A 24,372-nucleotide genomic window follows, 5' to 3' on the forward strand; every position below is an offset into this window, starting at 1 on the left:
TGCAACACTAACGGGGGCATTATGGCGCAACTTGATATAACTATTTTAGGCCAACAATATAAAATCGGCTGCCCTGACGGTGAGCAAGAAAACTTATTAAGTACCGTCGCTCAGGTAGATGAGCATTTAAAAGAAATGAAAAGTAGCGGAAGAACGTTACGAAATGAACAATTAGTGGTAATGGCTGCATTAAACTATCGCCATCAATTAAATACCATAAAAGCAGAAGCTCAAGAACAAACAGATCAATTGAATAAGCGTATTCAAGAACTTCAAGATGCAATTAATGGTGCATTGAATAAAACAACGATTAAAGAATAACGTTAATAATTAGCAGACTTAACTAGATGCTTAGCTAGATATTTAATTTAATGCTTAACTACATTTTTAACTAAAGACTTAACTCATTTTCTAAATGCTTTCCTTATGCCCCTTTCTAGCAAATAACATCGACGCCAAAATAAGTATTACTTTTAGCGGACTCGGTGTTATCGCAATGCATTAAAGCCTCTGCCTTAAAATAAGGTTAAGCGTTTTTAAAAGTTGATCTAAAGCGTTTATAAAAAATTTCTAAAATACACTTAAAATCCACAACAAAATTTTCAGTTTCAAACATAAATAAATATAAGTACTTGTCTTCTTTCGTAAAATTTATAACCAATAAACAAGTTATTTTACCCCGTAAAATAGTACCGCTATTAGTAACATTGTTATAATGTTTAAAAAACCATCAAGCAGCAACAAACTTCAACTTTTTTCCTAAAAAGCCTTTTAATACTGTTCAAATGTAGGTACAGTTTATTCAACCCTCGGGTACTCGTTAATCTTGACTAAGTCCCTGAGCCGATAAGTATTACCCTGGTGAATTGTTTTGCTTTGCTATTGTGTAAGCTCGACTCGTATCGAGAAACCTGCGGTAGACATCAATACGCCAACCTTGACCTTCGGGTTCAAGGTCACAGTCAAAAGCGGTATCCTTGGGTTATCTTTTTTAAGTCTTTTCCTTAAGACTTAAGTGTTTTTCATTTCTCCTTCACACCTTTATTCTCCATCATAAATTATTATTTAGCGGTGCTAACTGACAACATATTTGTTATGTTATTGACACAACCTGTTTACCTACAAACGCGAATAATATAATGCCTAATATGCCCGATAATATTTCCCAACAGCGAAATGCCATTCGTCAGCAAGTTCGTGCTGCGCGCAACGCTTTATTACCCGTGCAACAACAGCAAGCTTCATCACAATTACTAACCTCTTTAGTTAAACATCCCAAAGTACAACAAGCACAACATATTTCAGTGACGCTTGCGCATGATGGCGAAATTGATTTACACAACTTTATAGAATGGTGCTGGCAACAAAAAAAACAGGTTTATTTACCTGTGGTTCACCCAACTCAAATTGGTGAGTTATTGTTTTTAGCTTATCAAGAAAATACGATGATGATTAAAAATCGCTACGGTATTAAAGAACCTAGACTCGACATTAATGTTGATCATCAGATTAATGAACATAATGATGGCCATGACAATCAATCTACTTCTACTTCTACTTCAAAAAGTTTAGCGCCTTATTTAAACACTTGCTCACCCGAAAACTTAGATATTGTATTCACTCCATTAGTTGCTTTTGATCAACAAGGAAACCGAATCGGGATGGGAGGCGGTTATTACGATCGTTTATTAGCACCTTGGTTTTCTGACAAGAGAGGCCCCTACCCGATCGGACTTGCACATAACTGCCAGTACGTCGATTTATTGCCAATTCAAGAATGGGATGTGCCTTTACCTGAAATAATGACTCCTCTACAACATTTCCATTTTTCTGAATGAAAATTCTTCATTAAACTCTTCATTCAACTCGCAATTCAATTATGAAAAAATAATAAGCACAATTATTTACTGGTTTTTAGTAAATAGAGCTTAAAATTACAGCGTAATTAGGGGTATAATCGCGCCACTTTCAAGACTCACGCTCACTCAACAGGATACAAGTCATGACTCAAGATGATAAGAAGAAAGCAGCCGCTTATGCAGCCTTAGAATACGTTGAAAAAGATACCATCGTAGGTGTTGGTACAGGTTCAACGGTTAATCATTTTATTGATGCCCTAGCAACAATAAAAAATAGCATTGTAGGCGCAGTATCCAGTTCAGAAGCTTCAACCGATAAACTAAAATCATACGGTATTGAAGTATTTGATTTAAATGAAGTCTCTGAGTTAAGTGTATACGTTGACGGAGCTGACGAAATTAACCCATACAATCACATGATTAAAGGCGGCGGTGCGGCATTAACTCGTGAAAAGATTGTTTCAGCAGTTGCAGATAAATTTATTTGTATTGTTGATGACACTAAAAATGTCGATATTTTAGGTGACTTCCCTCTACCTGTTGAAGTGATTCCTATGGCACGTAGTTACGTTGCTCGTGAACTGGTTAAACTAGGCGGCGACCCTGTTTACCGTGAAGGTGTGATCACTGATAACGGTAATGTTATTTTAGATGTACACAACCTAAAAATTGCTGAGCCATTAACACTAGAAAATCAAATAAATTCAATCGTCGGTGTTGTAACCAACGGTTTATTTGCAAACCGTGCTGCAGATGTTGTTTTAGTTGGCGCAGAAGATGGCGTTAAAACGCTGAAATAACCTCAGTTAACAATCTATTTATGACCTATTTGATAAAGCTAAGTGAATAGATCAAACTTTATGTAAATAATAGCAATGAAATTGTAATAAGTTGTTTCGATTTATAATATAAGAAACAACAGTCTCAGATTCACAATTACAAGTATTTTTGCTATTTTACAGGTACTAAAATTATTCTCAAAATTGCTGCCCATCACCTTTAAATAAGGCTCAAGGAAATACAATGACTAAGTTTTCACTCAATAAAGATAAAATAAAAATTCTTCTTTTAGAAGGTTTGCACCAGAGTTCGGTTGATACTTTTACCCAGGCTGGTTACAACAATATCGAAAGTATTAAAACATCGTTAAGCGAAGATGATTTAATCGAAAAAATTAAAGATGTACATTTTATCGGCATTCGTTCGCGCTCTAACTTATCAGCAAAAGTATTAGCAGCAGCAGACAAATTAGTGGCAATTGGTTGTTTTTGCATTGGTACTAATCAAGTAGATTTAAACGCAGCACAAGTAAAAGGTATTGCCGTTTTTAACGCACCTTTCTCGAATACACGAAGTGTTGCAGAGTTAGTACTTGGCCAAGCATTATTATTATTACGTGGTGTACCTGAGCGTAATGCCAAAGCTCATCGCGGTGAGTGGGATAAATCAGCAACTGCTTCTTATGAAGCGCGTGGTAAAAATCTAGGCATTATTGGTTACGGCCATATCGGTACTCAATTTGGTATTCTTGCTGAAGGTTTAGGCTTTAATGTTTCTTTCTACGATATTGAAAGCAAACTAACGCTAGGTAATGCAACACAAGTTGCAACCATGAAAGAGTTATTAGAAAAATCAGATGTCATCAGCCTACACGTACCAGAAGTTGATTCTACAAAAAATATGATGGGCGCTACAGAGTTTGCACAAATGAAAGACGGTGCAATCTTCATGAATGCGGCACGCGGTACGGTTGTAGATATCTCTGCATTATGTGAAGCATTACGTAGCAAAAAACTATCTGGTGCAGCGGTTGATGTTTTCCCAACAGAACCAAAATCAAACAATGAAGAGTTTGAGTCTCCATTACGTGAGTTTGATAATGTGATTCTAACACCTCATGTTGGTGGTAGTACGCAAGAAGCTCAAGAAAATATTGGTTATGAAGTGGCAGGTAAATTAGTTAAGTACTCTGATAACGGTTCTACACTGTCATCTAAAAACTTCCCTGAAGTATCTTTACCACTTCATAAAGATGCAAGTCGTCTATTACACATTCACCGTAACCAACCAGGTATCTTAACTAAGATCAATTTGGCGTTTGCTGATAACGATATCAATATTGCAGCACAATACTTACAAACTAATGAAAATATTGGTTATGTTGTTATTGATGTGAACAGTGAAGATGCTGATACTGCATTAGATAAACTTAAAGAAATTGAAGGTACCATTCGAGCTCGTTTATTAAACTAAACCTGTTGTCAGAATAATGCCAAAGATAGAAAAGGGACTCACGAGTCCCTTTTTTCATGCCGGTTTAGATTAGCTAGATTCGGATTAGTCATGCTTTGGTTAATGATTACAGTACATCATCACTACCTTATACCAATGGAATTAAATAAGTGATCAGAGATTGCGCAGGAAAAATTAGCACTAATAAGGCGTGAGTTGTAGGAGATAGTTGTTCTCACTTCAAAACTCACAACGCAATTAGGGGGGATTTTAACCAGCAAGAATGATCACCTTATTAATTCTTTTGGTATTAATACATCCACAATTACGCATTAAATAACGACAATTATTATGTCTAATGCTCTTTTACCCTTTGATAGATAACTTAATATTAAAGCTCACCTCTTATATTTAAGTAATATTCAGTGCTTTGTTTACTCAATATCAATAAAAGTGTAATAAATCACAATAAATACCAGAATTAATTGAACTTATTACCTATAATTGAATAGTTAAAATAAAACCACTTATTATGGGAAATATCTGTGTCAATAAAATTTACTATCAAAACTAAACTTGTTACTACGCTATGCGTGCCATTGTTGATTATGGCGGCTTTTTTCCTTTATTCACTAATAGAAACAGAAAACTATGTTCTCGAAAAAGAAAGAGAAAATGTGAGTTTTCAATTAGGAAAAGTGCTTAATGAAGAGCTTGAGGGACAAGTTGATACACTTTCTTTTGCGATTACTGATTATTATGAGCAATCTAAAATAGAAAATATTAAAAAAAGCTTAACCAAAGAAATGTCAGAATTCAGAACAATGATTGAGCGTATCTATAAAAACAGTCATTCTGAAATTGAAGCTGAGATCAGTGTTTATGCATTTTTAAATCAATACCGTTGGAATGGTGGGCGTTATTTATTTGCCTACAACGCTTCCTCTTATGTCAGTGTAGCTTACGGCAGTGATTTAAATAATATTGGTAAAAGTGGCTTAGATAGTGTCAGTTCAGACGGTAAATATTATGTAAGAGATATTGTATCTACAGCTCAAAAAGATGATATAGGCTTTAGCCAATATACTTACTTAAATCCAAACACCAATAAAACAGAAGAAAAAATAACCGCTTCATTTTATTTTAAGCCGTTAAATATAGTGATCGCTAGTGGTGAGTATATTAGTACGCTTAGAATGCACAATATTGAAAATGCTTTACATGCGGTCACAACGGCTAAATATGGAAAAAATGGCTATTTTTGGATTCAAGATAAAAATGGGAAGATTATTACTCACCCTAAAACAGACGTTATTGGCACAGTAGTAGATAGCACTAAACTGATTGCTGAAAGCATCAAAGGAAAAACAGAAGCTAATGTAAAAATAGTGTTTGAGAACCCTGTTACAAAAAAATACGAAAATAAAATAGCTTACGCTCGACAAATATTCCCAGATTGGGGTTGGACTATCGTAACCGGTGCTTATGAGAGTGACATTATTGCAGTCCAAGAAAGCTTAACGGGTGTTACTGAAAATATCTTCAATGAACAAGTTTACTCGGTGTTGACCACTTCAGCGATATTAATTATTTTGTCATTTGTTATCGTTATTTGGATTATTAGCGCGATTGTTAAAAGCTTACTGGCACTAAAAGAACGTATCGATACATTATCAACGGGTGAAGCAGATTTAACATCACGTATTGCTATTGTTTATGATGATGAATTAGGCGACATCAGTCGTTCAGTGAACAATTTTATTATCTATCTACAATCTATGATGCTTGATATTTCACAAGCCTCAGTCCATATCACTAGAAGCACTGAACAACTTAATGATCAATCAATCAAAGTTAATAGTGCACTATTAACGCATGCAAGTGAAACAGACCAAGTAGTCAGTGCTATTACAGAAATGAGCAGTACATCTGAAACGGTCGCTCAAAATGCAGCAGATACTTCACTCAATACACAAAAAGCAAATGATGAAGCTATCTTGTCTAAAACCATTGTGACAGAAGCATCAAATAGTGTGATCGCACTGGTCGATGAAGTGGATTCCGCTTCGGCAAGTATCAACACAATGAATGATAATACCCAGGAAATTATTAAAGCATTGAGTGTGATTGGTGAAATAGCAGATCAAACTAACTTATTAGCCCTAAATGCGGCAATAGAAGCAGCACGAGCAGGCGAACAAGGTCGAGGTTTTGCAGTAGTTGCAGACGAAGTTCGTTCATTAGCCGCGCGTACTCAAACAAGTACAGCTGAAATAAATAAAATATTGTCAACATTAAGTAATGATGCTGAAAATGCTGTAGTAGCGATGGATGTCACAAGATCAAGCTGTCAACGTACTGCCGAAAATACGGCGCGAGTGACAGATAGCTTAGATAATATGACTAATTTCATTATTCATATTAACGATCTAAACACACAGATAGCAACAGCGTCAGAAGAACAAAGTGCAGTAACAGAAGAAGTTAATCGTAACATGACCAATATTAGCGAAATGGTACAGGAGCTAACAAGAAGTGGGCAAGAGACACTTGATAGTACTCAAAACCTTGCTTCTGCAAACTCACAATTAGATTCGTTAGTTAAAAAATTCAAACTAGAATAATACGACTAATCATCATTTAATTTCAATAAGTTAAGTTAATACATTCAACTTAATCACAGCAGCATGAATTACAATAAAAAGAGGCTAACTTACCTTTAAGTTAGCCTCTTTTTTTATGCTAATAATGTTGTGCATGCCATCTGAGCTGTGGTTTTATTTTGCATAAAACTGACCTTAAGAATAATTAAATTATGCCAATCTGGATAAATAAATGGTCTATTTAGGCATTAGGAAAAAGGGATGATAGTAAGGCGTTGATTGCAGTAACTCGTTATTCTCATTACAAAATTAACAACGAAGCTAGGGTCATTTTAACAAGCATAAATGACTAGATAATTACTTATACCAAAAGAATTAATAAGGTGATCATTCTTGCTGGTTAAAATCACCCCTAACTGCGTTGTGAGTTTTGAGTTTTGAAGTGAGAACAACTATCTCCTACAACTCACGCCTTATTAGTGTTAATTTTTCCTGCGCAATCTCTTATCACTTATTTAATTCCATTGGTATTAGATTGGTAGAGGATGGTTTTAAGCAATAAAATAGATTGGCGATTTGTTGTAATTGGTATTGGTATTAGTATTCTATTCATTACATTAAATAACTGTTCTAAATTTTGCGCAGGAAAATGGCTTAGTTTAAGGTATAAGTTGAGGCATCTCGAAAATTAATTTCGTTAAACGTCTATCGGAGAGTTAACTAAAAGATGTTAATTAGAGTGTTTGATAGTCACTTTCATCTATTTTAGATAAACAAAAAAGGCCTGTAATAGAGAGCTATTACAGGCCTTTTTTTGTAATCTTTAGTTATTTTAAATGTGAATAATGCTTAGTATTAACACTTAATAATAAACAAATAATATTAAAATAACGTAGAGACTAATAATTAAATAATAACAAGTTCTTTAGCAATGTTGCCGCGTGTTGCATTTGAGTATGGGCAAACTAAATCAGCTTTTTCTACTAGCGCTTCTGCTTGTGCTTTATCCATATCACCTAGTGAAATAGAAAGCTTAACAGCGATTCCAAAACCACCTTCGATAGGACCAATAGAAACTTCAGAGTTAATGAACAAATCGCTAGGAAGTGCTATTTTTTCAGCGCCAGCAACATGTTTAAGTGCACCGATGAAACATGCAGCATAACCAGCACCAAATAATTGCTCTGGGTTAGTGCCTTGTCCATCATCGCCGCCTAAAGCTTTAGGGGTTGATAATTTAACATCTAAACGAGCATCATCAGATTTAGCGATACCTTCACGGCCACCAGTTGCTGTTGCTTTAGCTGTATAAGCGACTTCTTGTAATACATTCATAGTGAACTCCAAAATTTGTAATGATTAATGAATTTATTTTGTATGCAAAATAATAATAGCGAAGATAAATAGTAATTGCAAATACTTTGCATGCAAATTAAAATAATCTCTATAATATAAAGTAAGTAGAATAGAAAATAAAACTTGAAGGAAATTACTATGCCATTTGAACAGTTAAAATTAAAGCACCAGCTGTGTCATCGTTTATACATGGCATCAAATAGCATTGCCCGAGCATATCGAGAACCGCTAGCAAAGATTAACCTAACTTATCCACAATATGTCGTGATGATGGCTCTATGGGAGCAGGATAAAATAACCATTGCAGAAGTTGTTGAAACAACAGCGATTGATGGTAGTGCAATGACTCAGATTCTAAAAAAGATGGTAGAAAAATCATTACTAGCTGTCGTTAAAGATGAAAAAGATCAACGAAAGCGTCTTATACAACTAACAAAAACAGGTCAAGATCTAAAATTAAAAGCACTAAATATACCCAATGAAATACGCTGTAAATTTACTAGTCTCAACTCAGATCAAGCACTGCAACTAATGCACTATTTAGATTTAGTCATCCATGATTTAAGTAAAACAGAAAAAGAGTAAAATAGTTAACTGGTCTCATTATTCATTTATAGCTATTTATATATCAGAAAAATGAAACAGCGACTTTCCAACAAAAGCATCAATAGTTATTAGAGTCATCGATTAACTGGCCATAATCTCGTTCTACTTTTGAAATTCGTAATTTAAAAGAATCATACCAAGATTGTCGCCCCATTTTTTGAGCTTCAATATGTTCGGTATTAGCTTTCCACTTTTTAATAGAATCTAAGTCAGCCCAATAGGAAACGGTAATACCGATATTTTCTCTCGCTGATTCAAGTCCTAAAAAACCTACCTGCTGCTGAGCAAGCTCGACCATTCTATCGGCCATTTCATTATAACCATCATCCCCTTCTGTGCGAGTCGAAGTAAAAATAACAGCATAATATGGGGGGGTAGGCGTATTAGCGATAACGGACATAATGGCTCCAATAAATGGCAGGCAGATTCAAGTCTGAAGTGCATAACGACTAAACAGCTATAGCTGCCATATGTTCAGCCATTAATTTGGCTGGCGTATTGTAATCTAATTTCTTTCTTGGTCTTTCATTGAGTTTCACTATTACATCTTTTACTGCCCAATTCGATATTTTTTTAAAGTCGATAGATTTGGGCCAATATTGTCTTAATAAACCATTTGTATTTTCATTCAAACCGCGTTGCCATGAACAGTATGGATCTGCAAAATAAACTGCACACTTTAAATTTTTGGTTAACTCTTTGTGATAAGCGAACTCTTTACCGTTATCAGCGGTAATGGTTAACACTGCATCTTCGAATGGTTTTAATAATGCAATAGTGGCCGCAGTGACAGTCTTTGCTGATTTATCATTAATACGTGTCGATACTGTAAAACGCGTTTTACGCTCAACAATAGTCACCAATGCGCCGCTGTGTCCTTTACCAATGACTAAATCTATTTCCCAATCACCAACTCGGCTACGTGTGTCGACGATACTAGGTCGTTCATCGATGCTGACGCGGTTCTTGATAAAACCTCGACCAGCTTGCTTATCTTTATTGCGCACTTGGTAAGCTTTGCCTTTTCGGCGTAGATGTTGAAATAATTGGCCACCATTCCGCTTATCGGAGTAAATATGTTGGTAAATAGTCTCATAGCTAATACTGATGCCACGCTCTTTCTTAAGCCATCCTGAAATTTGTTCAGGGCTCCATTTATCATCTAGTTTTATATTTATTAATGCAATCAGAATAGATGTCAATTTTTATTGCTTTACGGGCATCAATACGGCGTTTAATTGTTGCTTGTTGAGCTTGATTAATACGGTAACCTCGCTTGCCTGTATTGCGAGCAAACTCTCTACTAAGCGTCGATTGACTCACATTCAATTGTTTAGCTATTTTATTTTGACTCATGCCTATTTTCTTTAGTGCGTAAATCTGGCATCGTTGCGCATAGGTCAGTTGTTTATATGTTTTCATTGTTGCATCTCTTGCCGGAGAAAAAGCGATAAGCATATCTTCAGCTGATCGTCTTTTCTACCAATTCAAGTTATGCACTTATGATCTGAATCCAAGGCATATATAAATGTTTAGGATTAGCTTTTATTGAGTAGCGTTTTTAGCTGCTTTTCGATCAATGCATCCAAGGTCTTTATCCGGCGCGATAATATTTCTCACTAGTTGCTTTAGCTCAGTAATTTCAGGAAAACCGCCCATCTCTTTACGTGACCAAATCAGCGTGCCATTGGCGAATATTTCAAATATCCCCCCTTCTCCAGGCAGTAACGACACTTCATCTAATTCATCTTCAAATGTACTTAATAGTTCCTGAGCCATCCATGATGAACGCATTAACCAACGACATTTTTTACAATATTTAATCTCGATTTTATTCATAATAATTAGCGACTCCAGATACGTATTTAACATATTGATAACAGATTAGGACAGTAATAACAGAAAATATTAAGGGTTGAAATAACCTCTTAGACTACAGCTGAACTAAATCTAATGACATGAATTTACTATTAGGATCTTCTTCATAGTCAGCAAAAGGAGCACAAAAACTAAACCCATGCTTTAGATACAAAGCATGGGCAGGTAAAAAGTAATCCATTGAGCCAGTTTCAAGGCTTAATCGACTCATACCTGATAATTTTGCTTGCTCAATAATATGTATTAACAGCTTAGAAGCAACACCTTGGTTTTTATAACCGTTCGATGTTCTCATCGACTTTATTTCTGCATGTTTTGAATCAAGTTTTTTAAAAGCACCGCACCCTGCCAACATTTGCTCATCCCAGAGAGTCCAGAATTGAACAGAAGGGTCTTTTAACGCCTCTAAATTAAGTGCATGAACACTTTCAGGTGGAGAGGTTGCCTTCATATCTTCTAAGTGTTCTTGAAGGAGAGAGAATATTTCTGTCCCTAATAAATCATCTAATGTAATTTTCAACTAGTAACGCCTATTGTTAACTAAGAAATTTATTCTAAACCGAGAAGCCTGTTTTGAATAAAAAATTATTATGAACCAATAAACCTATTTTTAACCCATCAATCAGCTCAGAGCCAACACACCTGCAGTAACGAAGGCTGATCTAAAAACTCAGTAACGGCATTACAACAAACCGTAAAAAATCAGCACCACTTTCAGTATGTAACCAAATTAAACCTGCTAAGTTTAAGAATATAGTCACTCTAAACCCTATTTGAAATTTTTCTTTTATCGACTTATGTCGTAATCGTTGTTGAGCATAAAAAGCACCAGGCCACCCACCTAGTAAAGCAAAAAGATGTAATGTACTTTCTTTGGTTCTCCAAGATCCACTTTGAGCAGAAGACTTATCAATAGCATAAGCAATATAGGCGATGATGCTCATTACAACATAAAGGCCAATAACAAAAACAGGCAACTTACCCATTGCTACAGAAGCCAGTAGCGTAAAACAAAAAGCAATAGTGAATATGCGAGTAACTGCTTTGCTACCATTGCTTTTATTGTATGTTGTCTTTCGTTTATTAGCGTCTCTTGCATCACTAGCAAATTGAACCTTAACCGCTTTGAATTTATTATTACTTTCTTTCACTAACTCATAAATAATCACATCGCCATTAATCGGTCTTTTCGAACCATATTTGAATGATTTAATATGAACAAAAGCTCGCTGCCCACCACCATTAGGCTCGACAAAACCAAAACCTTTGTCATCATTCCAATTTAATACTTTACCTTGTAACTTCATATTTCCTCTAAACCCATCACTCGTATTTTATTTAATGGCAGTTATTCTTTAAAATCAAAACCACATATACTATAAGCCAATTAAATAGCCAGCTTTCTTTAATATGCAGGATTCCATTATTTAACAGTACGTTAAAAACAACATCATAATTGATATTTACATGGCATTAAATAGATATTTGAATGGCTTTGGATAAATTGAAACAGAGGAAGATTATTCTTAACTAAAGAGTTCACGAAAGAAAAATAAAATTGTAATAGAAAATATCGACAGCATTAAAAATAAACAGACTATTTCAAACGTTTAAATATTATTTTTTAACTGGCCTTATGATTTAAATATTTATGTCTAATCTCCTCAAGTGGGACAGGTTTACTGTAATGAAAACCTTGTAAAAAATCGCAGTCTAAATCAATTAATTCTTTTTCAACTTCGCTGTTTTCTACTCCTTCTGCAATCACTTCACATCCTAATTGTTTAGCTAAAAAGATAATTGATTTAACAATCGCATAATCAGCTTTTTGGTTTAACATACCATTTACAAAAGAACGGTCGATTTTAATCTGTTTAATGGATAGCTCTCTTAATAAAGATAATGAAGAAAAACCAGTACCAAAATCATCAATACTAAATTGAAAACCTATTGCATTTAATGCAATGATCATTTCTTTAGCACCTTGTATATTAGTCATCATAGCGCTTTCTGTTATCTCAAATATAATAACCTTACTGATTGATGGATCTTGATTAAACAACGCAACTACATAGTCATAAAACTCGTTACTTTTTAAATCTTGTGCAGATAAGTTGATATGTAACATCCCTGTAAACCCAGCTGCATGCAATGCTTTTAAATCTTTAACCGCTTCAATAACCACCCACTTAGTCACAGACAAAATCAAACTACTACGCTCTGCAACCATAATAAAATCATCAGGAGAAAGAAAACTACCATCCGCTTGAGGCCAACGAATTAATACTTCTAAACCATGTTGTTGATTAGTCTTTGAACAAATTAATGGTTGATAGAATAATAAAAATTCATCCTGCTCAATTGCCCCTTTAATTCTATTGGTCATCAACAAAATTTCACCTTCTCTTTGGCTTAATTCTGTATTATAAAAAACCAAACTTTGATTCGTTTTTTTAGCTTCATACATAGCTAAATCCGCATGTTTTACTAACTCATACATATCTAAACTATCTTGTGGATAATGACTAACACCAATACTTAAATTGACATTAATCTGCTGTTTTTCTACTTTTAAAGGAGCATGCACCGAATTAGTAATTAAATGAATGCATTCTTTTAATCCGTTTTCACTTTGGTAAGTAGAAAGAATCGCAAACTCATCACCAGCAAGTCGATATAACGAACCGTGATGACTCAGATTAGATTTTAAGGCATGAGCGGTCGCGATTAACAACTGATCTCCACAGTGATGACCAAATGAATCATTAACTTGCTTAAAATCGTTTAAATCAATGAATAATATTGAACAGGGAGTTGATTGACTAATGATATGAGAAAGGGATTTAAAAAACATCTTACGGTTAGGCAAGCCTGTTAAAATATCGTGTTCGGCTTGATAACGCTGTACTTCTACAGCCTCTTCAATCGTTATTAAACTGTTATAACTCAACTTAATAACTAAATAAACAAACCCACCACCACCAAACAAAATACAAGCAACAGTTGAAACAAGAATCGAATCTAATTTAAAATAAATGAAGTAATAAAGAATCCCGATATAGCCAATGATAAAGAGAATAATGAAGTAAAAAAGAAAGTACCAAGCTGAAATTTCACTCTTTCGACAAATTTTTAACGTCCTTGTTAAACTGCTAACTAATAGCAACGTTCCAGCAATAATAATTATAATAAAAAGTTGGTTCACATATTCCCCTTGAGGAGCGATAACTTAAAAAAGGGTAAGGATTATTTTATCAACACAACAATACAATTAACTTTTTAACTTCTATTTAAATTATCAAAAGCAGTACAAAAATAGATACTAAAACGACAGGTAAAAAATAATTATAAAAATAATCAATATATACCCTACTATTGGTTAGAGTTGATTAATGTGATACAGATAAGGTTGACAGTAGAAATAATTAACAAACAATGACGAAACAACTAACTCACCTAACATAAAGTATTAGTTATAAATGAAAAAAGTGTTAATTATAATCTATTAAAATGTACGACAACATTAGAGCCAATAATATACTTTTCTTCACTCCGTCATTAAACAAGGTAAAAATAAATAACAACACAACTCCCCCACTATCTTTACCTTATTTAGAGTGTTTATTTTACTTTTAAATGACAAATTGAGGTATTATATTTATTTTTTATTGCAATCAATTCATATCAAAAGGATGCTTTATGCTTGATAACATGTCACTAAGGAAACGTTTAGCAGGTGCTTTTTCTATTCTTATTATCATTTTAATCATTATGAGTTTTTTTGCAGTCAAGCAAATGCACTCCCTGTCAAACTTTACCCAATTACTTTATAAGCACCCGTTTTCTGTCAGTGTTGCAATCGTTAAGATTGAGAGCGCAGTAACTAGCATGCATAGCTCAATGAAAGATGTTGCATTAGCCAGTTCAATAGATCAAATTAATAATGCAGCAGCTAATGTTGATGCAATTGAGAAACAAACACTTAAATATTTCGATGTATTAAATGAACGTTTTTTAGGCAATAAATCTGAAATAATAATTATACGAGAAAATTTTATTAACTGGAGACCCATTCGTAACGAAGTAATTACCTTAATGAGAGAAGGAAAACGTATTGAAGCGCTTAAAATAACGAAAGAAAAAGACATAAATCATATCCAAGATTTAAACCAACGTCTTTCAAAACTTGAAGATTTTGCAGCGAACAAAGCTAATGAGTTCACTAAAAATTCATTAGCACAAGGTGAGTCAGCAGTTTTAAATCTTATAATACTAGTCTCTACTGGTATTATTTTAGCCATATTACTAAGCTGGAGAATTACACTTTCTATTTTACGTCCAATTGGTGGCGAACCGAAAGATATCGAAGTATTAACTCATCAAATTGCTGATGGCGATTTAAGTATAAAATTTAAAAATACGGGCAAAGAAACGGGAATTTATTTAGCCATGCAATTAATGGTTGAAAAGCTTAAAGTAATGATGAAACAAATATCAGATTCCGCTATTTCTCAAACAGTTGCTTCTGAAGGACTCGCATTAATTTCAGTTCAAACTAAAAAAAATATTGCAGAACAAAGCCATGCAACAGAACAAGTTGCAACAGCGATTAATCAAATGCATGCCACTTCTGAAGAGGTTGCGAGGAATACAAGTGTTGCCGCAGATGCAACTGAAGCTGCTCGTTTACTTGTAGATCAAGGAACATTAAAAGCAGAACAATCTTCTAATGATGTACAAGGTTTAGCCAAAGATCTAGACAAAACGACTACTATCATTACCGAGCTTGCAGAAAGTACAGAGGATATTGCAGGTATTCTTGCTGTTATTAAAGGTATTTCAGACCAAACGAACCTACTTGCATTAAATGCAGCCATCGAAGCTGCTCGTGCAGGAGAATTTGGTAGAGGCTTCTCCGTAGTAGCAGATGAAGTAAGATCGTTAGCTTCAAATACTCAAAAGTCGACTGCTGAAATTGAAGCCAAGATAAGCAAAGTACAAGAGAGCGCCAAAGCCTCTGTAGAATCTATGAAAATTGGACGGGGGCAGGCAGATATTATCGTGACCCAAACCGTAGATGTCCAGCAGGCACTAGCAGATATTAAAAATGCGGTATATCAAATTATTGATATGAACTCACAAATCGCTAGTGCAGCTGAAGAACAAAGCTCTGTTGCTGCCGAAGTTGGAAAACAAGTTGTTGAAATAAAAGAATTATCCTATAACACAGGGGTTGGAGCAGAGGAGGTTAGAATAGCAACTGAAGAACTAGCTCAATTTGCAACACAGCTTAGCGAACACGTTACACGGTTCAAAATGTAAGGTGTAAGCCTCAAATTTATAACGTAATTTTATACAATTAATTATGAATCTAATTACTTTTTAATCTCAATGAAGACTAAAAAGTAACAAATAATCACAGCTTTCTACGGAAAGCTTTTATCTTATTTATGTCCTCTATGGGTAATTATAAAGATAAAAAATAAATTTAACTCTTATATAAATTCAATAAATTAAGCTTAATTAACCCACTTTTAATAAAAACCAAACGTAAACCACAAAAAAATCAATTTAAATGAATCATTAATCAAATAAACACTGTCTAATAACTCATTATAGGTGGTTATATTGTCACAATTAACTTAATATTATTAACAACCTCTTTACATAGCAAAATGCACAAAGGGTAATATTTTCGTTTAGGTTAAATAAAAAAATTAAATAAATATAAAAAACAAAACAACCTGACTTAAGAAAGTATGAGAAACCACAATCGTTTAAATAATGAAGTCACTTTTCTATTAGGTATTAGGTAATAGGTAATAGGTAATAAATACACATAAATAATCACTAGAGATGCCTTTTTACTTCAGCAAATGAATAAATATCACTCGCCTTAATTTACCACCTTTAATAAGAACATTCCGGAGACCCCTAATGGATGATGGGTTACAAAATAATGAAAAAAGAGAAAAGCTAGTTCGTGCAGGCGAAATGAATTCAATGCATTGGCTAATCGTATTACTTTCTGTTGTATTAACATTCAGTGCTTGGTATTACTCTCAATTTCAACAATCACAAAAGCTTGAAATTCAATTTGAGCGTGAAGCAGAAAAAGTCGTTAATTTAGTTAAAGAGCGAATGACACTTTATGAAAATGTATTATGGGGAGGTGTTGCTTATATTGACGCTGTCGATTCAGATCTAACACACCAGCAATGGTCAGCTTACTCAAAGAGTTTACAAATAGACACGAATTATCCTGGCATTAACGGTTTTGGTATTATTTATAATGTGCAACCTAAACGTCTTGATAGTTACTTACAAAAGCAACGTATTGATAGACCAGATTATAAAATACACCCTGCCCACGGTAATCCAGAATATTGGCCAATCACTTACGTTGAACCACAAGAATCCAACAAACAAGCTATTGGTCTGGATGTCGCTTTTGAAAATAACCGTTATTCTTCAATCAAAAAAGCAAGAGACTCTGGTAAAGCATTACTAACCGCTCCCATCACACTAGTGCAAGATGATAAACAAACACCCGGTTTTCTTTTTTATACCCCATTTTATCAAAATGGCCTAAAACCTGACACGCTAGAACAGCGAAAAGAATTGATAGCAGGTGTCACTTACGCCCCTTTCATTATGGAAAAATTAATGAAAGGCACATTGGCTGAAAAAAACAGACATGTAAGTATCCAAATATCGGATGGGCAAGACTTACTATTTGATGACAACTTAGATGGCGATACTTTAGAAGTCGATACATCGCCTCTTTTTGCTAAGGATATTGACGTTTCAATGTACGGGCGTACGTGGACATTTTCCATTCAATCAAACATCAGCTTTAGACAGGACACAACATTAAATCAATCTTCGATTATTCTTATTGGTGGTTTAATCATTGATGCTCTGTTGTTAGTGTTATTTTTATATTTATCAAAGGCCAATAGACAAGCATTGAAATATGCCGATCAAATGACAACGGAATTAAAAGATCAAACTCAACATTTAGAGAAGTTGAATATTAATTTAGAAAAATCTAATAGTGATTTGGAACAATTTTCTTATGTTGCTTCACACGATTTAAAATCCCCCCTTAATGCCATCGAACAACTAGCGAGCTGGATAGAAGAAGACTGCGAAGATATATTGCCCGATGAATCTAAAGAGCATTTAGTCCTATTACGCCAGCGAAGCAAACGTATGTTAAAACTATTAGATGATCTATTAGATTACTCTCGCTTAAATTTAACTACCGTTACCAATGATAAAGTGAATTTAGCCGAGAAAGCCCAAGATATTCTCTCCTTATTAGAAAGCAACGATCACTTTAGCTGCACCGCTCCAAATATTGAGATAAATATTCCACAACTACCATTTGAAATCGTATTAAGAAATTTAATTTCTAATTCAATAAAGCATCACGACAAAAAAACGGGCCAAATCACCATCCACTATGTAATCAAAGATAACTTTCACCAAATATCGTTAGAAGATGATGGACCTGGTATCCCTGAAGCATTCCATGATAAAGCCATGGAAATGTTTCAAACATTACAGTCTCGAGACAAAGTAGAAGGAAGTGGCATGGGACTTGCTATGATTAAACGAATAGTGGTTCATTATCATGGAAGTGTCAATATTATATCAGATGGGAAACACGGCACTAAAATAAACATTTTATGGCCTCTGACTCCATAACATGAATGATTATATTTCACGGTGTAATCATAAAACAAATAATCAGTAAAATTAACGATAAAATCACTTATTTTACCGAAGATAAAAACCAGATTAAAAGTCGTAATTAATAAAGGCTAATGAATGTGAAAAATGCAGATAAAATTACATTGTTACTCGTAGAAGACGACGATATTGATGCAATGACAATCAAACGTAGCTTCAAGAAACAAAATATTACCAACCCTGTAGTAAGGGTATATGACGGTATCGAAGCATTAGCGTTGTTAAAAGAAAAAAAGGTCACTCAACCATTGGTGATTATTCTTGATTTACAAATGCCAAGAATGGGAGGGATCGAATTTTTACAAACATTACGAGCAGATCCTTTGCTATCAGACTTAGTTGTTTTTGTATTGACGACGTCTAAAGCTAAATCAGACATCGCATCCAGTTATGGTGAACATATTGCAGGTTACTTTGTCAAAGGAGAAACCGGAGATAGATTTTCAGGGCTTGTGAACATGTTAAAAAACTATTTTGAAATAGTGCATTTAAACGAAGAATAAAAACTAAAATAATAATGTTCACAGGTCAACGTTAGGATTTAAGGATATGGTAGTGATATGAATATACTCATTGTTGATGATGATATAATCGATAGAGAGACGATTGTAAGGGCATTAAGTCGTAGCGAGATTCTATGTAATATTACACAAGTTGATATGGTAGATAGAGCACTTGAAGTATTAGCTCATACTGTATTTGATGTTGTGTTACTCGATTATAACTTACCACAACGTAACGGTATCGAACTGTTAATTGAATTAAAAAGCATGCCAGCTAAAGAAAGTACCGTTGTTATTATGATGAGTACCTCTAAAGAAGATGAATTAGCAATCAGTAGTATTAATGCAGGGGCACAAGACTTCTTAGTTAAAACTGAAATCAATGCCTTTAGATTACAAAGAGCAATTGCTAATGCTCAAGTACGTGTTTCCTTAGAAAAAGAGCTACTTCGTAGTCATCAGCGAACCAAAGAACTTGCAGAACGAGATAATTTAACCGGTTTAGCTAACCGCTATTATTTTGATGAGTCTTTATGTCACGAAATAAAAAAACAACAAAGAGAGCAGAGTAAGCTCGCCTTGCTATTAATAGATTTAGATTATTTTAAATTCGTTAACGATAACTACGGACACGATATAGGTGATCAGTTATTAATTGCAGTGACAAAACGTATTACCAGTTGTTTACGTGGCAGTGAACTATTTGCACGTTTAGGCGGAGACGAATTTGCCATCACTCTTACTAATTTAGAATCATCCTTTGGAGCCAGTGCCGTTGCAAAACGCATCATAGAGGCACTACAAAAACCTTTTGAAATAGGTTCTCATGTCATCTCTTCAGGGGCGAGTATCGGTATCGCATTATGCCCAAGTGACAGCACCAACGTAAAAGAGCTCTTTAAATATGCAGATATTGCGATGTATCGTTCTAAAAGTGATGGTCGTAGTCAATTTTGTTTTTTCGAAAAAAAAATGCAAGAAATATTTTTAGAAAACTTCTTAATTGAAAATCAATTACGAAGTGCACTAACAAACAATGACTTTTACTTACTCTATCAACCTGTGATTGGCTCAAAAAACGGTAACATAACCGGTGTTGAAGCATTGATACGTTTTGATGTTGAAGGCATTAGCCAACGACCTGATATATTCATTCCCGTCGCTGAAAAATCGAGATTAATTATAGATATCGGACGTTGGGTTATAACAGAAGCGGTTAAACAGTTGAGTGCTTGGCAGAGAATACAAGGCTCAACATTGACTATGTCGATCAACTTATCCTCAATCCAATTAACCGACGAAGGGTTAATTGAGTATATAAAATTGATATTAAAGACGCACAATGTAGATGCTTCACAAATTGAGTTTGAATTAACTGAAACCGCTTTATTAGTGGAACAAGAAAACAGCACTAAAATGATTCAAAGTATTAGTAATTTAGGATGTAAAATTTCATTAGATGATTTTGGAACAGGCTTTTCTTCTATCTCTCATTTGCACCGCTTTCCAATTAATACAGTTAAAGTCGATAAAAGCCTAATGCCAAGCGCTTTACCTAAGGATAATACTAAACCTTTTTTAACGGGCTTAGTGGTTATGATTCAGTCCTTAGAGCTAGATGTTATTGCTGAGGGTATTGAAACGGAAATCGATCTCAACCTCTGCATAAAGCTAGGTGTTGATAAAATGCAAGGTTATTACTTTGATAAACCGCTTTCAGTAAACGAGTTAGAAAGTCGTTATTTTTTAGAAGTTTTATCCCTTTAAATGAAACACGGTCGTCACTAACAAGATGGCATTAATCAAGGTTGCTATCATTTTATTAAAAACAGGAAATAGCAGCTGTATTGAATATTGCTTTAAAGCACTTAAATTCAATACTTAACCTCAATTTAGGTTAATGAAAGCGGAATTAGATTTAACATAATAAGGTTATATTTTTTACTATATAGTGCCGTTAGTTTTGCGTAGTTCAAGGCAAATTATCTCTCAATAACAGGTTATTGAGAGATAATTTAACGCAGAAATTCGTGGAAATAATGGTGTAGTATCGCTTTGCTTATCCAGAACTGAGGTTACTTAATTAACCATCATTTTTTAACTTCTTTATTCAAATAACTTTATTTTACAACCTGAGCGGTGATATCGCTTTCCAACCATCATTGCGCTTCTCTGCTAATGCAAATTTAAAAGCATAATCTAACTGCCCTGTTTTCATTCTCAAATCAGTAGCTACCAATTGCCCATCAATATTTTCTAAGCGAATAAAGCCATTAGTAAACCAGTCAAGAGAAGTTAACGCAGGAGGATAAACATCGAGTTGACCATAACCTAAATCTTGTTTTACCGATAGCTCAGAAGTACTGGTCAGTACATTCACCTCCACATTGTAATAAACACCATTATCAACCACGATAGCGCCCCACCAATTAAGACTTGGATACAGTGGTGAAATAAATATTTTATCCTGCGCAATATTATTGACTTGCAAGACAGCCTCTACTCTTTTTTGTACCTGAGTTTGTAGGAATAAACCTAACAACAAATAACCACTACTTAGTATTAAACCGATTTGATTAATACGCCTTGCTTTAGCTTTCTTTTCATTCTCACCATTTCGCCATAGATAAACGCAGCCAATTAACAAAGGCAAGGTATACAAAGGGTCAACTGCAAAAATAGAAGCAATAGAGAGTGGGTGAACGGCTAACGGCCAGAATAACTGTGTGCCATAACTGGTAAAGGCATCAAGCATCGGGTGAGTCACTAAAGGTAAACAACATAACCAAAATAGACGCTGATTAGAAATAATTACTTTTGTACGTTTTCTTTTAAAGCTGAATTTTAAAAATGCAAAGCAAATAAAAGCAAAAGGGAACAAAATAAACAATGAGTGTGAAAAACTACGATGATCTGTAAAACGTGTCACAGCATCGGTTGCAGGTAATAAAACATCTAAATCAGGTAATGTCGCAAGTACAGCACCAATAACAAGCGTACTGTGTCCCAACTGTTTATGGGCAATAACCGCAGCAATACTCGCACCTAATACAATTTGACTGACTGAATCCATCAATATCCTTTAACCACATATATGAATATAAAAAAGCATGTGACGTGCATGTAAAAACATTTGAAATAGACTAATAATTAGCCGCTAAGAAGACCGTCCATTTTTGATAAAAATTTCAATCCTACTATGCTCAACTATATTCAAGTGCATCCAACTGTATTTAAGTGCATTCAACTGTCGCTAATTGTCTCTATGAATTATCCCTATTAAGCTTTGCTTCTCGCACAAAAAAAGCAAACCGAAGTTTGCTTTATAAAATGAGTTAACTGCCTTTAATACTGAGCCGCTATTAAACTTTATATTAAGCTTTCTATTAAAATTCCTATTAAAAGCTCCCATCAAATGGGCGTAAATCACATTCATGCGTCCATGTTGATCTAGGTTGCTCACAAAGTCCAAAATACACATCAGCAATATCTTCTGGCTTCATCATTTTATCGGGATCCATACTATGTAAAGAGCGGCTGTTATCGGTATCAATGATGCCATCTAATATGCTATGAACAATATGTACACCTTGAGGTTGAAACTCACGAGCGAGTGATTGCGTTAAGCCCCTCAATGCAAACTTAGCTGAAGAGAAAGCAGAAAACTTAGCACTACCACGTAAACTCGCGGTCGCTCCTGAAACAATAAACGTACCACTACCATTATCTACCATTGGTTGCATTAATGACTTCGCTAATACAAATGCAGATAACGCCATGCTACGCCAACAAGCTTCAAAATCATCGCTCGTTGTTTCAGCTAAAGGTTTAATCACCAATTGAGCGGTATTATGGACAACGACTTTCGGCGTACCATATTCTTTTATCAAGGCGTCGATTACCGCCTTCGTTGCTTGCTCATCGGTTAAATCAACCACACGAATATCAAAATCTGTTTTTGAAGGTAACGAACGATTTAAGCCAACAACCTGATAACCACGATCTTTAAAGCGACTTAATAATGTATTCCCTAAACCAGGGCCTGCACCAGCAATTATAGCTAGAGGAAGAGATTGAGTCATATAACACCTTATGGATGAGTAATGGTCATTCACTTTAACTATCTACTAAAAGATAGTCCAATAGATATTGTTATCATGTTAAAAATAAAGGTTAAAAAATAACAAAAAAAAGATCAGAAAATAAAAATATCATGCTATCAAATAGCTTTATGGATAGAACATTGAATAAGCTGAATTAAGCGCTAATATTTCATTTTTAGGGATGCTTAAACGTTAATGAATGAAACTGATATTAGTGAGGTTGTTGATATTGGTAAGGATGAGTAATATTCAATAAGGTGTAACGTGTAATAAGAACATTCTACCTTTTAACAAGCTAAATAGCCTCGCAAAAGATAGAATGTAAATTATCAAATAAAGTATATGTATTTAATATGCTTCACATAAACTTCAAATCGACTAAGTATTTTTTAATACTCGTATTTTTGCTCAATTTTTCTTTTTTCTAAAAGATACCTAGTGCTATCAATTTGCTTACTAACTAATAAGTCTTCCAAAATAACTAACTCTTTGTTTTTTTCTTTTCTTAAATAACTCTTAGTTGTATCGTAGTTGATTGACTTAGAGCCACTATAACCACTTACAGGATCCCATAAGACAGAAATAGGCCAAAATAATAAATTTACTACTCCATAGCCAGGCTCTCTAGCATAAAAAGAACCAAACCCTGGTAAAATACCTAATACAGCACCTACCATTGGTGTTTTTTCTTCGATTAAAACACCTTCGTTTTCAAATGCTTTATATTCCCTTTCTTGCATCGAATTTAACCCGCCTGCACATCCAGATGTTATTAAAACAGCAAGAGCCAATACGGCAAATTTTACAAACTTCATTACATATTCCTTTAAATTTACATCATCGAAGATTAACGACTAGTTCTTTATATTATTTAGATGAATAACTCATACCCTTTAAACCTTAATGCTTTAAAAAACATCAAATATTTAAGAATAAAGATCATTAAGTATCAATTTGAAATTAATGTACAAAAACCTTTATGTACAATGAGTTAACAGTAAAAAAATAATTTTTTATTTAATAATACAACAAAAATAAAGCATTACTTAATTTGCGCACACCATACATCAAAAAATCACATCAATCAAAAAAATATCACATAATAGGTATAAGTATAAAAGAAATTTACTTATTTTAACGGTATCAATAAAAGCGGAGAATATGACGAAAAATGCAATTATTAACTAATAATCGCTATGAATAAGAGTAAAGACCGACTAAAAGAACAATGCCGTTCGGTTAAGAGATTTTAGGCTTATATCTTAACGGATATCTAGATGGAATATAGAGCACTGAACGTGAAAACGTTCGGTGTTTTCTTTTTTTGGGTAAAATAAAATGTTTAATATCTTCTCGCATAAGTTGAAGTTTTTTCGGAATGGTCCCATTACCTGATAGTGCATAGGCTCTTATTTGTGTATCTATAATACAAATGGCAGCAGTGAAACTGATCCGTGTAGGTTCAACCTTCGCT

21 protein-coding genes, 1 other RNA gene and 1 pseudogene are annotated in these 24,372 nt (G+C 34.2%); 11 read left to right on the top strand and 12 right to left on the bottom strand.

Features of this window, described 5'->3' with window-relative positions:
* Positions 1–21 precede the first annotated feature (21 nt).
* From SP041_RS13030 to SP041_RS13055, 6 genes are all read left to right on the top strand, one after another.
* Positions 22–321 carry a cell division protein ZapA gene (locus SP041_RS13030; RefSeq protein WP_025564129.1) on the top strand — a complete coding sequence of 100 codons (300 nt, stop codon included), beginning with the start codon at positions 22–24 and terminating at the stop codon, positions 319–321.
* 481 nt (positions 322–802) lie between these two features.
* A non-coding RNA gene (gene ssrS / locus SP041_RS13035) (6S RNA) lies at positions 803–988 on the top strand.
* 160 nt (positions 989–1,148) lie between these two features.
* The gene (locus SP041_RS13040; RefSeq protein ID WP_025564131.1) at positions 1,149–1,838 is read left to right on the top strand and encodes a 5-formyltetrahydrofolate cyclo-ligase; all 690 of its coding nucleotides are present in this window, start codon (positions 1,149–1,151) and stop codon (positions 1,836–1,838) included.
* Positions 1,839–2,002: 164 nt separating this feature from the next.
* Positions 2,003–2,659, top strand: a complete 657-nt coding sequence (gene rpiA / locus SP041_RS13045; protein WP_025564133.1) for a ribose-5-phosphate isomerase RpiA — start codon at positions 2,003–2,005, stop codon at positions 2,657–2,659.
* 223 nt (positions 2,660–2,882) lie between these two features.
* Complete coding sequence (gene serA, locus SP041_RS13050) at positions 2,883–4,112, top strand: phosphoglycerate dehydrogenase (protein WP_025564134.1); 1,230 nt, start codon at positions 2,883–2,885, stop codon at positions 4,110–4,112.
* A 524-nt stretch (positions 4,113–4,636) separates the two neighbouring features.
* Positions 4,637–6,715: a methyl-accepting chemotaxis protein gene (locus tag SP041_RS13055; protein ID WP_346763649.1), complete on the top strand. Its 2,079-nt coding sequence runs from the start codon at positions 4,637–4,639 to the stop codon at positions 6,713–6,715.
* Positions 6,716–7,600: 885 nt separating this feature from the next.
* On the opposite strand, the gene SP041_RS13060 is transcribed toward SP041_RS13055, so the two are convergent.
* Positions 7,601–8,029 (bottom strand): organic hydroperoxide resistance protein, encoded by a 429-nt coding sequence (locus SP041_RS13060; RefSeq protein ID WP_025565928.1) that lies wholly within the window; start codon positions 8,027–8,029, stop codon positions 7,601–7,603.
* Positions 8,030–8,188: 159 nt separating this feature from the next.
* Between SP041_RS13060 and SP041_RS13065 the strand changes: the two genes are divergently transcribed.
* Positions 8,189–8,635, top strand: coding sequence for a MarR family transcriptional regulator (locus SP041_RS13065; protein WP_025565926.1), 447 nt, complete (start codon positions 8,189–8,191; stop codon positions 8,633–8,635).
* A 79-nt stretch (positions 8,636–8,714) separates the two neighbouring features.
* Here SP041_RS13065 and SP041_RS13070 read toward each other — a convergent pair whose 3' ends face one another.
* The 7 genes from SP041_RS13070 to SP041_RS13095 all read right to left on the bottom strand — a co-directional run bounded on the left by SP041_RS13070 (position 8,715) and on the right by SP041_RS13095 (position 13,739).
* Positions 8,715–9,056, bottom strand: coding sequence for an antibiotic biosynthesis monooxygenase (locus SP041_RS13070; RefSeq protein WP_025565925.1), 342 nt, complete (start codon positions 9,054–9,056; stop codon positions 8,715–8,717).
* A 49-nt stretch (positions 9,057–9,105) separates the two neighbouring features.
* Positions 9,106–9,858 carry an IS30 family transposase gene (locus tag SP041_RS13075; protein ID WP_240791467.1) on the bottom strand — a complete coding sequence of 251 codons (753 nt, stop codon included), beginning with the start codon at positions 9,856–9,858 and terminating at the stop codon, positions 9,106–9,108.
* Positions 9,815–10,078 (bottom strand): helix-turn-helix domain-containing protein, encoded by a 264-nt coding sequence (locus SP041_RS21220; protein WP_240791468.1) that lies wholly within the window; start codon positions 10,076–10,078, stop codon positions 9,815–9,817. The genes SP041_RS13075 and SP041_RS21220 overlap by 44 nt, the downstream gene beginning before the upstream one ends.
* Before the next feature lie 123 nt (positions 10,079–10,201).
* On the bottom strand, positions 10,202–10,495 hold the full coding sequence (locus tag SP041_RS13080) for a SelT/SelW/SelH family protein (RefSeq protein WP_205961200.1): 294 nt from the start codon (positions 10,493–10,495) through the stop codon (positions 10,202–10,204).
* A 94-nt stretch (positions 10,496–10,589) separates the two neighbouring features.
* Positions 10,590–11,054, bottom strand: a complete 465-nt coding sequence (locus tag SP041_RS13085) for a GNAT family N-acetyltransferase (protein WP_025564655.1) — start codon at positions 11,052–11,054, stop codon at positions 10,590–10,592.
* Between the two features lie 142 nt (positions 11,055–11,196).
* On the bottom strand, positions 11,197–11,841 hold the full coding sequence (locus SP041_RS13090; protein ID WP_025564656.1) for a cold shock and DUF1294 domain-containing protein: 645 nt from the start codon (positions 11,839–11,841) through the stop codon (positions 11,197–11,199).
* 317 nt (positions 11,842–12,158) lie between these two features.
* Positions 12,159–13,739, bottom strand: a complete 1,581-nt coding sequence (locus SP041_RS13095) for an EAL domain-containing protein (RefSeq protein WP_025564657.1) — start codon at positions 13,737–13,739, stop codon at positions 12,159–12,161.
* Positions 13,740–14,233: 494 nt separating this feature from the next.
* Here SP041_RS13095 and SP041_RS13100 point away from each other — a divergent pair, with 494 nt between their 5' ends.
* The 4 genes from SP041_RS13100 to SP041_RS13115 all read left to right on the top strand — a co-directional run bounded on the left by SP041_RS13100 (position 14,234) and on the right by SP041_RS13115 (position 20,562).
* Complete coding sequence (locus tag SP041_RS13100; protein WP_025564658.1) at positions 14,234–15,856, top strand: methyl-accepting chemotaxis protein; 1,623 nt, start codon at positions 14,234–14,236, stop codon at positions 15,854–15,856.
* A 615-nt stretch (positions 15,857–16,471) separates the two neighbouring features.
* Positions 16,472–18,247 carry a CHASE domain-containing protein gene (locus SP041_RS13105; protein ID WP_025564659.1) on the top strand — a complete coding sequence of 592 codons (1,776 nt, stop codon included), beginning with the start codon at positions 16,472–16,474 and terminating at the stop codon, positions 18,245–18,247.
* Positions 18,248–18,366: 119 nt separating this feature from the next.
* A complete protein-coding gene (locus SP041_RS13110) occupies positions 18,367–18,795 on the top strand; it encodes a response regulator (RefSeq protein WP_170968552.1) in 429 nt (142 codons plus the stop codon).
* A gap of 57 nt (positions 18,796–18,852) precedes the next feature.
* Positions 18,853–20,562 (top strand): GGDEF domain-containing response regulator, encoded by a 1,710-nt coding sequence (locus tag SP041_RS13115; protein ID WP_025564661.1) that lies wholly within the window; start codon positions 18,853–18,855, stop codon positions 20,560–20,562.
* 358 nt (positions 20,563–20,920) lie between these two features.
* Here the strand turns inward: SP041_RS13115 and SP041_RS13120 are convergent, their stop codons facing one another.
* The 4 genes and pseudogenes from SP041_RS13120 to SP041_RS21060 all read right to left on the bottom strand — a co-directional run.
* Complete coding sequence (locus tag SP041_RS13120; protein ID WP_025564662.1) at positions 20,921–21,868, bottom strand: metal-dependent hydrolase; 948 nt, start codon at positions 21,866–21,868, stop codon at positions 20,921–20,923.
* 325 nt (positions 21,869–22,193) lie between these two features.
* Positions 22,194–22,877 (bottom strand): SDR family NAD(P)-dependent oxidoreductase, encoded by a 684-nt coding sequence (locus SP041_RS13125; protein WP_025564663.1) that lies wholly within the window; start codon positions 22,875–22,877, stop codon positions 22,194–22,196.
* 410 nt (positions 22,878–23,287) lie between these two features.
* On the bottom strand, positions 23,288–23,713 hold the full coding sequence (locus SP041_RS13130; protein WP_025564664.1) for a hypothetical protein: 426 nt from the start codon (positions 23,711–23,713) through the stop codon (positions 23,288–23,290).
* A gap of 424 nt (positions 23,714–24,137) precedes the next feature.
* Positions 24,138–24,372: pseudogene (locus SP041_RS21060) on the bottom strand (IS4 family transposase); the annotation flags it as partial.

The organism is Psychromonas sp. SP041 (genome assembly GCF_000470315.2).
GTDB lineage: Bacteria > Pseudomonadota > Gammaproteobacteria > Enterobacterales > Psychromonadaceae > Psychromonas.

Bases quoted from the DNA above. Each gene is read 5' to 3' on its own strand.
- SP041_RS13030 (WP_025564129.1), top strand. From the start codon at position 22: ATGGCGCAACTTGATATAACTATTTTAGGCCAACAATATAAAATCGGC.
- SP041_RS13040 (WP_025564131.1), top strand. From the start codon at position 1,149: ATGCCCGATAATATTTCCCAACAGCGAAATGCCATTCGTCAGCAAGTT.
- rpiA (WP_025564133.1), top strand. From the start codon at position 2,003: ATGACTCAAGATGATAAGAAGAAAGCAGCCGCTTATGCAGCCTTAGAA.
- serA (WP_025564134.1), top strand. From the start codon at position 2,883: ATGACTAAGTTTTCACTCAATAAAGATAAAATAAAAATTCTTCTTTTA.
- SP041_RS13060 (WP_025565928.1), bottom strand. From the start codon at position 8,029: ATGAATGTATTACAAGAAGTCGCTTATACAGCTAAAGCAACAGCAACT.
- SP041_RS13065 (WP_025565926.1), top strand. From the start codon at position 8,189: ATGCCATTTGAACAGTTAAAATTAAAGCACCAGCTGTGTCATCGTTTA.
- SP041_RS13070 (WP_025565925.1), bottom strand. From the start codon at position 9,056: ATGTCCGTTATCGCTAATACGCCTACCCCCCCATATTATGCTGTTATT.
- SP041_RS21220 (WP_240791468.1), bottom strand. From the start codon at position 10,078: ATGAAAACATATAAACAACTGACCTATGCGCAACGATGCCAGATTTAC.
- SP041_RS13080 (WP_205961200.1), bottom strand. From the start codon at position 10,495: ATGAATAAAATCGAGATTAAATATTGTAAAAAATGTCGTTGGTTAATG.
- SP041_RS13090 (WP_025564656.1), bottom strand. From the start codon at position 11,841: ATGAAGTTACAAGGTAAAGTATTAAATTGGAATGATGACAAAGGTTTT.
- SP041_RS13100 (WP_025564658.1), top strand. From the start codon at position 14,234: ATGCTTGATAACATGTCACTAAGGAAACGTTTAGCAGGTGCTTTTTCT.
- SP041_RS13105 (WP_025564659.1), top strand. From the start codon at position 16,472: ATGGATGATGGGTTACAAAATAATGAAAAAAGAGAAAAGCTAGTTCGT.
- SP041_RS13110 (WP_170968552.1), top strand. From the start codon at position 18,367: ATGAATGTGAAAAATGCAGATAAAATTACATTGTTACTCGTAGAAGAC.
- SP041_RS13115 (WP_025564661.1), top strand. From the start codon at position 18,853: ATGAATATACTCATTGTTGATGATGATATAATCGATAGAGAGACGATT.
- SP041_RS13120 (WP_025564662.1), bottom strand. From the start codon at position 21,868: ATGGATTCAGTCAGTCAAATTGTATTAGGTGCGAGTATTGCTGCGGTT.
- SP041_RS13125 (WP_025564663.1), bottom strand. From the start codon at position 22,877: ATGACTCAATCTCTTCCTCTAGCTATAATTGCTGGTGCAGGCCCTGGT.
- SP041_RS13130 (WP_025564664.1), bottom strand. From the start codon at position 23,713: ATGAAGTTTGTAAAATTTGCCGTATTGGCTCTTGCTGTTTTAATAACA.